Consider the following 14,801-nt stretch of genomic DNA (forward strand, 5'->3'; position numbering starts at 1 on the left):
GGCAGCGAGGAGTTAGGCGCCACTAGCCCGTCCGCGGGCCGGGGCTGCCGCGTCGTGGTGGACGCAGGTGAAGTCGATGAATCCGCGCTCCGGATCTGTGTGGGTGAGCTTCAGGCGCACGCGGTCGCCGACATCGAGCCCTGCCGCACCCTGCTCGATGCGGCCCTCGACCGGCGGGTCGAAAATACGCGCCCACGTCCCCTTGTCGGACGCGCCGGTGACGATTCCTTCGAATTCCTGGCCGATCCGGTCCGTGAGCAGATAGGCGGCGGCCGCCTTTCGCAGGAGGCGCTCCACCTTCTGGGCATCGTCCTCTTTCTGCGTACAGTGCGCCGCGAGCGCCTCGAGCGGGTGGCGATCGTACGGTACCGGTTGTCCGGCAAGGGCGGCCTTGACCAGCCGTTGCGTGATGAGATCTGGGTAGCGCCGGTTCGGTGCCGTGGAGTGAGTGTAGTCGTTCACCGCGAGGCCAAAGTGGCCGGTGACCTCCTGGCCCGGGAAGCTGGCTTCGTATTCGCCGCGGCCGAGCAGCTTGATGACCGATAGCGAGAGGTCAGGAAAACGGAGCGGATCCGCGGCACGTCGCCGAGTCAGGAAGTCGTGCAGAGCACTCGCGTCGGGCGTGGAAGGGAGCGGGTCGCCGAATTGCGCGGCGATGTCGACGATGCGTTGCCAGCGCTCGGGCGAGCGCACAACGCGCCGCATGACGGGGAAGCGGTGGTCCGTCAGGAACCGGGCGATGGCGCCATTCGCAGCGATCATGGAGTCCTCGATGATCTCCTTCGCGCGGTTCCTGTCCTCAGCCACGAGGCCGCTCAACGAGTCGCCGTCGAATGTGGCGCGCACCTCGATCGTCTCCAGCTCCAGCGCGCCATGTTCGTGGCGCCAGGCTTTGAGACGCTGGGCCGCGCGATCTTGAAGACGGAGGTTGTCGGCCAGTCCCGCCACGGCGGCGATCGCCGGCGGCATCCCACCCCGGCCCTCGAGCCACGCGCCAACGCTCGAATAGGCGAGCTTGGCTTGGTTCCGCACGATGGCGCGGTAGACGCTCGAAGTATCGCTCGAGCCCACGTCGCCGACCACGATCTCCACGACGACGGCCATCCGGTCCTCGCCCTGGCCGAGCGACGTGAGATTCGTGCTGAGTCGCTCGGGCAGCATGGGGAAGTTCTGCGGCACCGTGTAGATCGAGGTTGTATTGGCGCCCGCATGGCCGTCCAGAGCGGAGCCAGGCACCACCGACGCGCTCACGTCGGCAATCGCGACCAGAAGCCGGGTGCCGCCGCCAGGGACGGGTGCGGCCACGGTGAGCTGGTCAAGGTCACGCGAGTCGTCGTTATCGATGGAGCACCAGACAAGCTCCCGCAGGTCGCGTAGGTCGGGGCCGAATGGAGCCGCCGGGGCCGCAATTCGCTGCGCCTCGGCAAGTGCCGCGGCCGAAAACTCGGGCTCGAGACCTCGCGCGACCATCGCCTGCCGCGCTACGCGCAGCAATAGAGCGCGCTCTCCTTCCATCCGCACGCTCATCGCGGGTTCCTCGGAGAGGAAGTGACCGACGGCGCGATCGCCGGGGTAGTGGCCTCCATCCCAATGGCGAGCCCCTGCTTCAGGGCCTCGAGCGCCTCGCCCGGGCTGTCCACGAGATGGAACAGTTCGAGATCCTTCTCTTGGATCATCCCGTGGCGCACGAGCGCCTTGAAGTTCACGATCTCGTTCCAATAGGCAGAGCCGTACAAGAGGACGACCATGCGCCGGTCGAGCTTGCCGGTTTGCGCCAGCGTCAGAATTTCGAAGAGTTCGTCCAGGGTCCCGAAGCCTCCCGGGAACGCCACGATCGCGCGCGCTAGGTGCGCGAACCAAAGCTTGCGCATGAAGAAGTAGTGAAATTCAAGTGAGAGCCCCGGCGTGATGTAGGGATTGGGGCGCTGCTCGTGGGGCAGACCGATGTTGAGCCCGACCGTGCGCCCACCCGCCTCGGCCGCGCCCCGATTCGAAGCCTCCATGATCCCTCCGCCCCCACCCGTGCAGACGACGAAACGATGCGCTGGAGAATTCAGCCCCATGGACCACTCGGTGACCAGGCGCGCGAGCTCGCGGGCCTTGGCGAGGTACGTGCCGAGAGGGTCGTCCTCGCGCACCCTTGCAGACCCGAAAAAGACGATGGTGTCGTGGAGGCGCCGTTGCCGGAAGACATGGAGTGGCTGGAGGTATTCTGAGAGGATGCGCAGCGGCCGCCCATCCTCGCTGTCGAGGAATTCTTCGCTGCGATAAGCGAGGGGCGGTCGTGCATCCGCGGGTGACGGCTGGTTGGGCTTCGTCATAGGTGTTTCGTGTCAGGAGGATACGCCGACCGGCCTACCGCGGGCAACTGTACTCGACCGAACCCCACTGCGGTATGCTCACTGCCACGAGGACTCTTCGCTTCTTCGCTTTGGCCCGTGGGAGTCGACCAATGCAAAAGCGCAAACTCGGGAAAAGTGGCCTGGAGGTCTCGGCCGTTGGATTGGGCTGCATGGGAATGAGCTTTGGCTACGGTCCGCCGGCAGACAAGCAGGAGATGATCTCGCTTCTTCGGTCGGCCGTTGAGCGCGGCGTCACGCTCTTCGATACGGCTGAAGCGTACGGCCCATTCGCGAACGAAGAACTCGTGGGCGAAGCCCTCGCCCCATTCAAAGGCAAAGTGGTCATCGCCACCAAATTCGGTTTCAAGTTCGGCCCCAAGGGAGAGCAGACGGGTCTGGACAGTCGACCAGAGCACATCAGGCGGGTCGCCGAGAGTTCGCTGAAGCGGCTCGGGGTCGAGACCCTCGACCTCCTCTACCAACACCGCGTTGACCCTGACGTGCCGATCGAGGACGTGGCGGGCGCGGTGAAGGCCCTGATTCAGCAGGGCAAGGTCAAGCACTTCGGCCTCTCCGAAGCAGGCGTGCAAACGATCCGCCGCGCTCACGCCGTCCAGCCGGTCACGGTTCTTCAGAGCGAATATTCCCTGTGGTGGAGACGCCCGGAAGAGGAGGTGTTGCCAACCCTCGAGGAGCTCGGGATCGGCTTCGTTCCCTTCAGCCCCCTCGGCAGGGGCTTCCTCACGGGGAAGATCGACCAAGCCACCACGTTCGACAGCACGGACTTCCGCAACAAGCTGCCGCGTTTCACGCCGGAGGCGCGGAAAGCCAACCAAACCCTGGTGGACCTGCTTGGCAAGATTGGGCAACGGAAGAAGGCGACGCCGGCCCAAATCGCGCTCGCGTGGCTCCTGGCGCGGAAGCCGTGGATCGTTCCCATCCCCGGTACCACGAAGCTTGCGCGTCTGGAGGAGAATATCGGCGCGGCCGCCCTAGTCCTTACGACGGACGATCTCCGCGAGATCGAGAGCGCTGCCTCGAGAATCACGATACAAGGGGCGCGCTACCCGGAAGAGCTGGAGCGCACGACGGGCCGCTGAGAGGAGAAAGGCATGGCGACGCTATTCGGCGTTGGGAATCCTGACGATGCTGCCCCTCGCCTGCGGGTCGTTCGGATCCTTCACCACCGTGATGTACAATTGCTTTCCACCGGGACCGAACGCCACGTTGGTGGTGCCATCTCCGGCAGCGATCGGGAAGACGTGCAGCAGCTTGCCGTCGGGCGAGATTTTCAAGATTTTCCCGCCGAACCACTGGGCGACGTAGATATTGCCTTTGGCGTCGATCTTCATGCTGTCCGGTCCCAGCCACCAGGTACTGTTCTTGTTCGGCGTCAGGAGATTCAGTAGCGCGAAATTCTCGCGGTGACTGAGCGAACCATCGTTGTTGACCGCGAATTTCAAGATGCAGTTCCCGACGGTCTCGCTGACGTAGAGCGTCTTTTGGTCCGGGGAGATGCCGATGCCGTTGGCATAGTTCAGGTCGTTCGCAACCTCGACCCACTGCTGGCTGCCGGGCGCGAGATAGAGGATCTTGCCGGCGACTGCGGTCGGCACGCCCTGATAGGGGCCGAACACCGTGGCGTAGGTGCCCCCATTGGCTGTGACCACGACATCGTTGATGCCGCCATCGAACTTGCCGCCCTTGTCGTCGCCGTCCCAGCGATGCAACAGCTTGCCGGTCATGTCGAGTTCGAGGATCGCGCCATGCTCGTCGGTGCACGCGACCAGGAAGGTATTCTGCTTTGTGAGCGCCAGGCCATTGTGGCTGCAGCCCGGAAGACTGTTCAGCACGGTGGTGGTCTTGCCATCCCACTTCGAGAGTGTGCTGGATGTCCACGCCACGTAGTAGAGATTCCCGTTCACGAACAGCGGTCCCTCGGGGCCAAGCACATCGCTCACGATGGTGACTTCTTCGGCTCGCGCTGCCGCGGCAGAGGCCATAATGCAGACGACGATGCACATGAGTCCGCGCGTTCTCAGTCGGGATCCTTTCGGGGCGATGGAAGCCTGGAGGGACAATTGGGCCACGCGCCGAATATACTCCATTCTGAGTTACGCCCAATCACTTGCGGGGACGGCACGCGCACCAGGCAGGGAGCTTCGAGGTTGACGGCCTCGCATGGACTCAATGGCGCGGAGGAGCACATTGTTCGCAATCAAAGTCGAGGTCAGCGATCCGTCGGCCAAGACGCTCACGTTCAGAGCGCAGAAAACGATGTACGGTGGCAAGCATATCGCCAAAGGCGATACGCTCTTCGTATTCGCGAGCGAGAACGAGGGTGGGCCAGGTCTCATCGCAGCCGGCGTCGTCACCTCGGCCGAAGCGACCAGGAAGAAGACCGGTATCGCACGGCAGACGCCGCGCGTCAATCTCACCATGAGGCGTACCGCGCTCGCGAAGCGCAGCCTGGGGCGGCGCGAGCTCAAGGCGTTCACCAACTGGAACGACGACCGACCCGAGACAGAGCTCAACTTCAAGTTCTATCGGCAGGCAACGAACAAGATTGTCGGCATTTCGGATGAAGCTGCGGAGTTCCTCCGTGGGTTCTTTTGACTCCACCGTGAAATCATGATCCGACGCATCGTGCACATCGACATGGACGCGTTCTACGCGTCCGTCGAGCAACGAGACCGGCCCGAGCTTTGCGGCCGGTCGGTCGCCGTGGGCGGCTCTCCCACTTCACGGGGCGTCGTCGCTGCCGCCAGCTATGAGGCGCGTCGGTGCGGCGTCCGATCCGCCATGCCGATGAGTCAAGCCATTCGCCTTTGCCCCGACCTGACGATCGTCCCGCCCAACTTTGCGAAGTATCGACTGGTCTCCGGACAGGTCATGTCGATTCTTCGCGGCGTCACGCCCCTGGTCGAGCCGCTCTCGCTCGACGAGGCGTATCTCGATGTGACGCAGAACGCTTGGGGCGAGCCACTCGGGGTGAACGTAGCGAAGCGGGTGAAGGCTGCGATTCGCGAAGCGACCGGGCTCACGGCATCTGCGGGCGTCGCGCCCAATAAGTTCCTGGCGAAAATCGCTTCCGGCTGGCGCAAGCCGGACGGCCTCACGGTGGTGGCTCCGGAGCGGGTCGAGTCGTTCTTGCAGCAGCTAGGCGTCGACGCGCTCTGGGGCGTCGGTCCCGTGACCGCCAAGCGGCTGCGCGCGCGCGGCGTCGAGCGGCTGGTGGACGTGCGGAGCGCCGACCCCGAAACCGCGCAGCTGCGGCTCGAGTGATCTACCGCGTTGGCCGCGCTTGAGAAGGCGCCGCGCCACGTTCTCTCGCCCGATGGAGCATGACGGCGACGGTCCCGACGAAATCGACGGCTTGGACCGGCTTCGTGAGGTACGCCTCGGCGCCGCGGCTGAACCCCATATGCTTCTGCTTGGGCAAGTTGAGCGCGCTCAGGATCACGATGGGGAGGATCCAAGGGTGGTAGAGCCTCCGCAGCTCGACGCAGACGTCGTAGCCGTTCATGTCGGGCAGCATGATGTCGAGGACGACCACATCCATCCGGTTCTCGGCCGCGAAGGTGAGCGCCGGCTTTGCTCGATTTATGAAATGAACCTCGTGGCCGGCGCGCTCCAAGTGGCCCCGCAGGAGCCGTCCTAGCGCCTCGTCGTCCTCGATAATTAGGATTCGCCCCCCGGAGGGGCCCGGTATGTTGCTCTCGGTCATTGGAGTCCTCCGCTGTTTGGCAGACGAGGGCTCGGGATCGCTGCCCAAGCCCACGCTCTTTATCCCCCTGAATTATCGGAAGAATCCGGGTCCAAATTAGCGGGAAATCGAGGATCGCCAGTCGAGATTGAGCCCACGCTCGCGGCCGTCACACACGCCATCGCCAGCAGTTGCAGGGGCGTGAGCCACTCCCTGAGCACGATCGCGGCGGCGAGGGCAGCGGCGCCCGGTTCCAGGCTCATCAAGATGCCGAACACCCGGGGCGGCAGGGTGCGCAGCGCCACCATCTCGAGGCTGTAGGGGATCACCGAGCTCAGCAGGCCGACCAGCGCCCCCAACACCAGCAGACGAGGCTCGAGCAGCCGCTCGCCGGCCGCCACCACCGCGAACGGTGCGATCGCCAGCGTGGCGATGGTGCTGGCCACGGCCAGCCCCTCGACGCCGGCCCAGCGGCGCCCCGTGGCCGCCGTCGAGACGATGTACAGCGCCCAGCAGCCGCCGGCGACCAGCGCCAGGCCGAACCCGACGGCGTCGACCTTGGTGGGGCCGGCGCCGAACAGCGTAATGCCGAGGGCGGCCAGGCCCACCCACACCAAGTCGCGGGGCCGCCGGCTGCCGACCGCGGCCAGCGACAGCGGACCCACGAACTCGATGGTGACCGCCACACCGAGCGGGATGCGGGCGAACGACTCGTAGAACGCCCAGTTCATCGCGCCGAGCGCGAACCCCAGCGCCAGCACGGGCCACCAGTCGGCGGCCGGCCGGCCGCGCAACCGCGGCCGGGCAAAGACGAGCAGGATCAGGGAGCTGGTGATCAGCCGGAGGAACACCATCCCCACCGGGGGAATCTCGCCGAAGAGGCCCTTGGAGATCACCGCGCCAAACTGCACCGAAAGGATGCCGATCAGAACGAGCCAAACGGGAGAAAAGCGGGGCGTGGACGCGCGGTTCACGAATTGGGTTTACACCGTAGCCAAGACCGTAGCCAGCACCGATTCCCACGAGGTAAAGTCGAAGGTCCTGCAATAGGATGGCGGCAATCGAGGGGTATTCCAGGGTCAACTCACGGGGGGTGGATCATGTCATTCACTCGGGTGAACGAACGGCTCTTTGGTAGTGCGCTCAGGTCCAAATGACCAGGTTGCTTTCGGCGTTGATTTTATGTGTGTGGCTTCAAGGGGCCTTCGTGGGGCCCGGGCTGGCCGCTCCGATCTTCAGCGCGGCCCGCTCGACCGATTTGGCAAGCCCGCCCTACTCTGCCGCGGTCGGGGATCTGAACAACGACGGGATGCTCGATGCGGCGGTCGTGCACTTCTCCTACAGCAATACCGTGTCGGTGCTCTTGGGCAACGGCGACGGCTTCTTCCAGACTGGCGTGGACTACACGACTGGACCCAGCCCGAACTGCCTCCGGATTGGGGACCTGAACAATGACGGGAAGCTCGACCTCGTGACCACGAGTGGCTCCTCCCCCACCGTATGGGTGCTCATGGGCAACGGGGACGGCACGTTCCAGACGAAGGTGGACTACCCGACGAATCCCAATCCTGTATCCGTCGCGATCGGGGATCTGGATGGTGACGGGAAACGGGAATGAGGATCTCGCTGTGGGGAATCTCACCCTTGGCTCCCCTGCCGTCGGGACCGTGACGATCATGTTGGGAAATGGAGACGGTACATTCCAGCCGAACTCCTACGCTGCGACCGGGAACGGCAACCGATCGGTGGCGATCGGGGACCTGAATGGTGACGGGAAGTCGGATATCGTGACGGCGAACTGGCTCGACGGCACCACGTCGGTGCTGCTGAATGCTGGAAGCGGCTTGTTCCTGCCGAAGGTGGACTACGACACGGGGGCCGGCCCGTACTCCGTCGCGGTCGGGGACGTGAGCGGTGATGGGAAGCCTGACATCGTGACGGCGAACCAGGGCGATGGCTCCTTGTCCGTGCTGCTGGGGAACGGGAACGGCACGTTCCAGGCCAAGCTGGACCAGGTGACGGGGGGTAGCCCCGTCGCCGTCGCGATCTGGGACTTGAACGGTGACGGGAAGGGGGATCTCGTGACGGCGAACGGTGCCGCGACCATCGCGCTGCTATTGAGCAATGGGAATGGCGCCTTCCAGCAAAAGGTCGATGTTGGGACTGGAGTCGGTCCCAACTCCGTCACGATCGGGGACGTGAATGGCGACGGAAACATGGATATCGTGACGGCGAACTCGTCGGGCGCCGAGAAGGCCGTGTGGGTGGTCCTGGGCCGGGGAGACGGCACGTTCGTCGAACGCGTGGACTACGCGACGGCGGGTTCCCCCGTATCGGTCGCGGTGAAGGACCTGAACGGTGACTTGAAACCCGACCTGGTGGCGGCGAACAACAGCGGAAGCGATGTGTCGGTGCGGCTTGGGAACGGCGACGGCACGTTCCAAGCGAGGCATGAGTTCGCGACAGGACTCAACCCCACCTCCGTCGCGATCGAGGATGTGGACGGCGATTCGAGGCCGGACATCGTGACGACGAATTTCGGCGGGGCCTCGGTGTCCTTCCTGAAAGGGAAGGGCGACGGCGACTTCTATACGAAGATCGACTACGTAACAGGCAACGCTCCGGGCGGGGTCGCGATCGCGGACGTCACCGGGGACGGTACGTTGGATATCGTTACAGCGAACTATGCGGACACCACAGTATCCGTGTTGCCTGGGCTGGGCCTCGGCGCCTTCGGTCCGAAGCAGGATCACCGAGTCGCAACCAATCCGGCTTCGGTTGGGATCGCGGATCTAAACGGCGATTCAAAGCTCGACCTCGTGGTGTCGCACATCAATGCGTCGCCCGTCAATGGCACGCTCGCGGTACTGCTGGGGGCCGGGAGTGGCACCTTTTTCGCGCCCATGTACTACAACGTGGGCGACAAACCGTACTCCCTCGCGGTCGGGGACATCACCAGGGACGGGAAGCCCGATATCGTGACGGCGAACTATGACGACAACAACGTGGCCTTCCTGATTAACAATGGTGACGGCAGTGGCACCTTCCAGCCGGCGGTCTATTACCCGACGGGAACCAACCCTCGCTCGGTCGAGCTCGCGGATCTGAGCGGGAGCGGGAGCGGGAGCGGGAGGATGGATCTCGTCGTCGCGAACTCAGGCGGCAACACGGTGTCGGTGCTGGAATCGATCGGATACGCATTCCTGCCGAAGGTGGACTATCGGGCGGGGAATGGCCCTTACGGCGTCGCGATCGCGGACGTGAGCGGTGACGGGAATCCGGATATTCTGACTGCGAACTATGGCGGCAACTCCGTGTCGTTCCTTCGCAACCTCGCGCCCCCCACCACGGACGTCAGCCTCGTTACGCTGAGCACAGAGACGACTGTGGGTCGGGTGCGCATCGAGTGGTACGCAAACGGCGACAGGATCTCTCAAGCAAGCGTCTACCGGCGTACCCCTGAGAGCGACTGGGTGCTCCAGGGGCGCCCCGAGCCCGCGAACCGGAGAATCATCTACGAAGACGACACTGTGTCGCCCGGGGTGAGCTACGGCTACCGACTCGTGGTGCGGGATATCACCGGCTACGAGACTGCGATTGAGACGTGGGTGTCGGTGCCGGCGGGGAGGGGCGCTCCGGCGGTGCTTCGCCTGGAGTCGGCGCGGCCGAACCCCTTCGGGGGGCACGCGGAGTTCACGTACGGACTCCCACGAGGGGGACGGGTGCGGTTGGCTGTGTACGACGTGCAGGGGCGGCGCGTGGCCTCGGTCGTGGATCAGTTTGGGGGTTCGGGTTGGCGGTCGGTTGTGTGGGACGGTCGGGACATGGCCGGGCGGGAGGTTGGATCGGGGACGTATTTCTTGCGGCTGGAGTATGGGGGTGAGGTTCAGGTGCGCAAGGTGGTGCTGGCACGCTAGGGCCCACGTCCGTAAGTGAATGAGAGCCTTGGGAGCGTTCAGCTCCCTGGGCTTTCTCGTTTCGGTACCGCCTAGAGCTGGCCAGCATGATTGAAGCTAGAGATCTATTCCCGTCTAATTCCCCCGATTGCGCCCGTCGCCAACCGCGCTATACTCAATCACTTGCGGGGCGGCATAGCCAAGTGGCTAAGGCGACGGTCTGCAAAACCGTTATTCCCCGGTTCGAATCCGGGTGCCGCCTCCAACTATCGGTTTTTGAATCCTCGCTGTGACGCTATCTGTGCCGGTTTCCAGCCCCGCTTCGGGAACCCACGGGGAACCTCCTGGGAATGCGCCCTGAATCTCGTCTCCGTCACGCGGCCTTGAGCATGTTTCGGCGCACGGTCGCCGGGTCTTTTCTGGCTGCCGCGATCTTGGTCACGACCGCCGCGCCGGCCGGGGCGGAGATCGTCAACACAAAGCGGCCCGGTCAAAACAAAGGGCTCGCCCTCACCGTCGGCTCCGGACTCGAGTACGAGACCGACGGTGAGGAGGCGCAGTATGGTTTCCCATTCCTCGTGGAATACGGCTTTACGGAAATGCTCAAGCTGAGCGTCGAGCCGAGCTACGTCGTGGTCCGCAAGAAAGACGGCGATTCGATCACCGGGCCGGGAGATCTCGAAGCGACGGTTACCTGGGAGTTCCCAACCGAGCGCCGGTACCTGCCTGGGTTCGCCCTGGAAGGGGTGGTCAAGTTTCCGACCGCGCGCCGGGGCGACTTGGGCACCGGCGAAGCCGATTACTCCATCGGTGCGATCGTGACCAAGGAGCTCGTACCGTTCGATCTCGACCTCAACGCGGTCTACACGTTCGTCGGCAGTCCGCCGGGAGTTCATCTACAGAACACGTTCGAAGCCTCCCTCGCGGCGGAATGGCATCTCACGACCGTGTTGGATATCGAGGCCGAGGTGGTCACGAGTACCGGCGCAGGGGGCCGCTTCCATGGCCAGGCGGGAAGCCTCGGGAGCCTGGCTAATATTGGCGGCGCGGTGCTGGGCCAATCTGAATCCGAGGGGACGCTCGGTTTCGCCGAGCACTTGAGCGATCGCTTTGAGCTGGAGGAGGGAATGATCCTCAAGTCCGACGGGTCATGGCAGGCCGTCGCCGGCTGGGAATTCGATTTCGGCGAGGGCCGGTGACGGCCCTCCGGCTTCGCGACGGTCCGGCCGCCCTCGCGGCCCTAGTGGGTGCCGCCGGCAGCGTTCCAAATATCGACCACGCAGCGCCACACTCCATCTGGGTCCTTGCGCCACACCGCCACGGCCTTTCCAGCGCTTGTGTGGAGGACGCCAGCGGAGTCGGCGATCGTGAACTGATTGGTTCCGATCTCATAGGCCATCCTGCCACCGGGACTCACAACCACCTCCTGAGCTTTCCACGTCACCCCAAAGCCTGGGGCTTGGAATGCGCCAGCGACGTACTGGCGAATCGCGACCTTGCCATGCAGAGCCGTCATGTCTGGCGGCATCAGGGTGGCATCGTCGGTCCAGTACGCGACTGTTCGCTCGAGGTCCTTCGCGGCGGCGGCCGAAGCCCACGCTTGATCCCGCGCGAGGATCGCACGACGTTCAGTTTCAAGATTCATCGGGGCGGAACTGCATCCGAGGAGGAGGGCCGGGACGGCGAACAGATACAGCATCAGTAACCTCATGAGTACCCCCTGACTTTGGTTCGGCGAGCATCGATCACCGGCTCGCGATTCTACTATCTCCGGGGATTGGACGACCGTCTTCTTGATGCCTAGACTGCACCGCGCCCGCAATCCGGCGGGCCCCGGATGGGCGTCTCGGATGAGAAGATGCGAAACGAGTTGTACTTCGACACTGGTCTCTCGGTGTTCGGCGGCAGTGTGGGTTCCCACACGATCGAGGTGACTGCCAACTACCAGTACACGTTTCCGTCCGAGAAGCTCTCTTCACCGTTCGTGACCGCGGGCGTAGGTAGGATTTCGGCCGGTGTGAATCTCGGCCCTAGCGCCAGCGTCAGCGCGGTGAGCGCGGTCTTCGGCGCGGGCCTCGGCGCGCGGACCAAACTCCAGAACGGCCACGGCGCTTTTCGGATTGAAGCGCGTGTGGATCACGTCAGCGAGGGGAAAGACAGAGGGACGCAAGTCGTCGAGCCAGCCACCCTCTTCGGAGTCAAAGGCGGATTCGACCTATGGCTGGATTGACTCCGGCAAAGCCCTACACCGGTTCGAGGGACGTCTCCGATTCGATTCGCGGCGAGGAACGACCTAGCTTCGGCGGGCGCAGCTTCAGCCGCTCCGAGACGTAACGCACCGCCGCGTCCGCATCCAGCTGAGTCCCGGCCAGCCCGACATAGCAGTCGGGCCGCAGGAGGTAAAACGAGGGCTGGGGAATCCGTGTGCGCTCGAGCTCCCGATCGTTGTGAGGGTCGCTGGGGACAACGTGGACGCGCAGCATGTCGTCGAGGCCCAGTGTCCCGTGCGGCCGCGACGGCTGCCCGATGAGAATCAGATTGAACCGCGTATCGTCGAGCTTCTGAAACAAGTCCTCGATCGGCCCGTTGAGCTCGAATTTGAGCCGCAGCCAGGGGAACCGATCGCCGGCGCGCGGCGCCGCGTCCGGCAGGCCGGGCAGGTTTTCCGATAGAGAACTTTTCCGATACTCGATGCCGATCTGGGAAATGGTGAGAAATGCCGCCTTTCGGATCCGCTCGAAGTGCATCGCACGCGCCATGATCTTCGCGAGGATCCGCGTGCGGAACAGCCTGGCCAGTCCGTTGTTCGATACGATCACCGAGAAACCCCGGTCGGTCGAGCTCAGCAGCCGCTGGGCGACAGGGACGCGCTCGCTCGCGTAGGAGTCGAGCAGGTCCTCGCTCGCGCGCCCCGATACGACGAGGGCCAGTTTCCACGCCAGGTTGTACGAATCTTGAAGCCCCGTGTTCATTCCTTGGCCGCCGACCGGGCTGTGTATGTGCGCCGCGTCGCCCAGCACGAAGCAGCGGCGGTCGCGAAAGCGTTCCGCGCGCCGGTGATGGATGCGGTAGGTGGAGAACCAAGTGCATTCCTGGAAGGTCAGCGCAGTCCCGGCTTCCTGGCGCATCGAAGGGACCACTTCATCGAACGTCAGGTCGCCCTTCCCGCGCAAGGCCGGCGGGACGATTCCCACGATTCGCCAGTGGTCTGCTCCGCGCATGGGGAAGACCAGGTGGAATCCGTCGCTCCATAGATAGACATTGATCTCGTCCGGCACCATCGGCCCCGTCGCCCGAGTATCGGCGACGAAGAACACGTGCTCGTAGGGTGCGCCAAGGAAGGGGATCCCGCTCAGCTCGCGGACGCTGCTGCGGGCACCGTCGCATCCCGCGACCCACCCGACCGTAGTCTCCCGGACCGTTCCGTCCGGCTGCTTGAGCTTCGCGGTTACGTGATCGGAATGCTGTGCTAGGCCGACGAGCTCCGTGCTCCAATACACATCCGCACTCTGCTTGCGAAGGGCCTGGCCCAGCAACATCTCGTTGTCGTCCTGACCCAGCACGAGCAGGAAAGGATATGGGCTCAGGCCCTGGCCGATGTCGCCCACAGGGATTCGAGCAGTGCGCCGCCCCCGCGCCCAAAGGTTGGCGCCGGTGGCCCGCTTGCCCATCTCGACCGCCCGGTCGGCAATGCCGAGGTGCGAGTAGATCTCGAGCGTGCGCGCCTGCACAGCGAGGGCTCTCGTCTGAAGCGTTGGCCCTGCGTGCCGGTCGATGATCATCGTGCGCACACCCCGCCGGTGCAGCTGATTCGCCATCATCAGCCCGGTCGGGCCCGCTCCGACGACAAGCACGTCAATGTCCACGGAATCCCCTGGTCGGAGAAATCTTAATCCCGCCGTATCTTCGCCTCGTTCTCACTCCTAAGGTGCTCCTTCATGTGACCGCGTGCTACCGAATTTCTGCCTCTCCTTCGAGTATTGCCAGAGGGCCTTATCCACCGTTCGGATGGGAACGCCCAGTCGAAGGGCCAGGCCGCGGGTGAAGGCGAGGTAAGCGAGCCAGAACTCCATCGCGTAGCGCGGGGGATTGGCGAAGCCGAGGGACCAGAGGGCGCGGTAATCGAGGATGGGATACGCGCGTGTATCGCAGAAGTGCAGAATCGTGGAGGCCGTGGGCCACTCGACGCCGTCGAGGAGCCGGAGGAGGCTGATCTTCAGCGCCTCGTCGGGAGTGGCGAACGCGGCGCGAGTGAGGGTTTCAACGTTGTGCCCGCCGTTCCTGCGACAGCTCGACTTGGTGCGGACGGACTTCCAGGCGCAGATCTTCAGGAATTCGGGGCGCGTGAGGTGGCCGCGTGCGAGAACGAGGGGGCGGATGTTGCCCAGGATTTCGTCGTCGCTGCCATCGTCACCAAATCGAGTGGCCCATCTGGCGATGTCCGCCTCAGGGAAGCGGAGGCGAAATTGCGCTCTCTTGAGCATCGATCCCTAGACTCGGAAATGACGGTTCGCGTCTGCTGAAAACGCCAGGGGCGGCATCCTTGCGGACACCGCCCGTACGGCGCGAGGTGGTACTCGAGCGTCTTAGGCCTTGCGAACGTTCGCCGCCTGCAGCCCCTTCGGGCCCTGGGTAATGTCGAACTCGAGCGCTTCACCCTCGGCGAGCGTCTTGAACCCCTCGCCGGCGATCGCGGAAAAATGGACGAACACGTCCTCGCCACCCGACTGGGAGATAAAGCCAAAACCCTTTGCCTCGTTGAACCACTTCACGGTGCCAGTTGCCACTTGAATCTCCTGCTGTCTCTGGGTCCGAGGACCCGCACTTGCCGCGTATCACGCCGCGACGGCGTCCGAT

General features: G+C 64.2%; 16 protein-coding genes and 1 tRNA gene. 8 read left to right on the forward strand and 9 right to left on the reverse strand.

Annotated elements, in window-relative coordinates:
- Window positions 1-12: 12 nt before the first annotated feature.
- A complete protein-coding gene (locus E6K79_09040) occupies window positions 13-1,527 on the reverse strand; it encodes an RNB domain-containing ribonuclease (GenBank protein ID TMQ63781.1) in 1,515 nt (504 codons plus the stop codon).
- Window positions 1,524-2,321 (reverse strand): TIGR00730 family Rossman fold protein, encoded by a 798-nt coding sequence (locus E6K79_09045; protein ID TMQ63782.1) that lies wholly within the window; start codon window positions 2,319-2,321, stop codon window positions 1,524-1,526. Before E6K79_09045 ends, E6K79_09040 begins: the two co-directional genes overlap by 4 nt.
- A 131-nt stretch (window positions 2,322-2,452) precedes the next feature.
- Between E6K79_09045 and E6K79_09050 the strand changes: the two genes are divergently transcribed.
- Entirely contained in the window at window positions 2,453-3,442 is a 990-nt protein-coding gene (locus E6K79_09050) for an aldo/keto reductase (protein TMQ63783.1), read from the forward strand.
- 21 nt (window positions 3,443-3,463) lie between these two features.
- Here E6K79_09050 and E6K79_09055 read toward each other — a convergent pair whose 3' ends face one another.
- Entirely contained in the window at window positions 3,464-4,450 is a 987-nt protein-coding gene (locus E6K79_09055; protein ID TMQ63784.1) for an SMP-30/gluconolactonase/LRE family protein, read from the reverse strand.
- Between the two features lie 73 nt (window positions 4,451-4,523).
- On the opposite strand from E6K79_09055, the gene E6K79_09060 reads away from it, so the two are divergent.
- Together E6K79_09060 and dinB are read left to right on the forward strand one after the other, a co-directional pair.
- Window positions 4,524-4,958, forward strand: a complete 435-nt coding sequence (locus E6K79_09060; protein TMQ63785.1) for a hypothetical protein — start codon at window positions 4,524-4,526, stop codon at window positions 4,956-4,958.
- A gap of 15 nt (window positions 4,959-4,973) precedes the next feature.
- The gene (gene dinB / locus E6K79_09065; GenBank protein ID TMQ63786.1) at window positions 4,974-5,627 is read left to right on the forward strand and encodes a DNA polymerase IV; all 654 of its coding nucleotides are present in this window, start codon (window positions 4,974-4,976) and stop codon (window positions 5,625-5,627) included.
- Between the two features lies 1 nt (window position 5,628).
- Here dinB and E6K79_09070 read toward each other — a convergent pair whose 3' ends face one another.
- Both E6K79_09070 and E6K79_09075 read right to left on the reverse strand, forming a co-directional pair.
- A complete protein-coding gene (locus E6K79_09070; GenBank protein TMQ63787.1) occupies window positions 5,629-6,069 on the reverse strand; it encodes a response regulator in 441 nt (146 codons plus the stop codon).
- Between the two features lie 59 nt (window positions 6,070-6,128).
- Window positions 6,129-7,022, reverse strand: coding sequence for an EamA family transporter (locus E6K79_09075; protein ID TMQ63788.1), 894 nt, complete (start codon window positions 7,020-7,022; stop codon window positions 6,129-6,131).
- Between the two features lie 179 nt (window positions 7,023-7,201).
- Here E6K79_09075 and E6K79_09080 point away from each other — a divergent pair, with 179 nt between their 5' ends.
- The 4 genes from E6K79_09080 (at window position 7,202) to E6K79_09095 (ending at window position 11,143) form a co-directional block, all read left to right on the forward strand.
- Complete coding sequence (locus E6K79_09080; protein TMQ63789.1) at window positions 7,202-7,666, forward strand: VCBS repeat-containing protein; 465 nt, start codon at window positions 7,202-7,204, stop codon at window positions 7,664-7,666.
- A complete protein-coding gene (locus E6K79_09085; protein ID TMQ63790.1) occupies window positions 7,644-9,965 on the forward strand; it encodes a T9SS type A sorting domain-containing protein in 2,322 nt (773 codons plus the stop codon). The genes E6K79_09080 and E6K79_09085 overlap by 23 nt, the downstream gene beginning before the upstream one ends.
- 168 nt (window positions 9,966-10,133) lie before the next feature.
- Window positions 10,134-10,209, forward strand: a tRNA-Cys gene (locus E6K79_09090).
- 124 nt (window positions 10,210-10,333) lie between these two features.
- Window positions 10,334-11,143: a hypothetical protein gene (locus tag E6K79_09095; GenBank protein ID TMQ63791.1), complete on the forward strand. Its 810-nt coding sequence runs from the start codon at window positions 10,334-10,336 to the stop codon at window positions 11,141-11,143.
- A 41-nt stretch (window positions 11,144-11,184) separates the two neighbouring features.
- Here the strand turns inward: E6K79_09095 and E6K79_09100 are convergent, their stop codons facing one another.
- Window positions 11,185-11,655 carry a DUF4440 domain-containing protein gene (locus E6K79_09100; protein ID TMQ63792.1) on the reverse strand — a complete coding sequence of 157 codons (471 nt, stop codon included), beginning with the start codon at window positions 11,653-11,655 and terminating at the stop codon, window positions 11,185-11,187.
- Between the two features lie 126 nt (window positions 11,656-11,781).
- Between E6K79_09100 and E6K79_09105 the strand changes: the two genes are divergently transcribed.
- The gene (locus E6K79_09105) at window positions 11,782-12,174 is read left to right on the forward strand and encodes a hypothetical protein (protein ID TMQ63793.1); all 393 of its coding nucleotides are present in this window, start codon (window positions 11,782-11,784) and stop codon (window positions 12,172-12,174) included.
- Between the two features lie 13 nt (window positions 12,175-12,187).
- Here the strand turns inward: E6K79_09105 and E6K79_09110 are convergent, their stop codons facing one another.
- The 3 genes from E6K79_09110 to E6K79_09120 form a co-directional block, all read right to left on the reverse strand.
- Window positions 12,188-13,810 carry a hypothetical protein gene (locus E6K79_09110; protein TMQ63794.1) on the reverse strand — a complete coding sequence of 541 codons (1,623 nt, stop codon included), beginning with the start codon at window positions 13,808-13,810 and terminating at the stop codon, window positions 12,188-12,190.
- A 57-nt stretch (window positions 13,811-13,867) separates the two neighbouring features.
- Window positions 13,868-14,428, reverse strand: coding sequence for a hypothetical protein (locus tag E6K79_09115; GenBank protein ID TMQ63795.1), 561 nt, complete (start codon window positions 14,426-14,428; stop codon window positions 13,868-13,870).
- Between the two features lie 102 nt (window positions 14,429-14,530).
- Window positions 14,531-14,731, reverse strand: coding sequence for a cold-shock protein (locus E6K79_09120; GenBank protein ID TMQ63796.1), 201 nt, complete (start codon window positions 14,729-14,731; stop codon window positions 14,531-14,533).
- Window positions 14,732-14,801: the final 70 nt, after the last annotated feature.

Source organism: Candidatus Eisenbacteria bacterium (assembly GCA_005893305.1).
GTDB lineage: Bacteria > Eisenbacteria > RBG-16-71-46 > SZUA-252 > SZUA-252 > WS-9.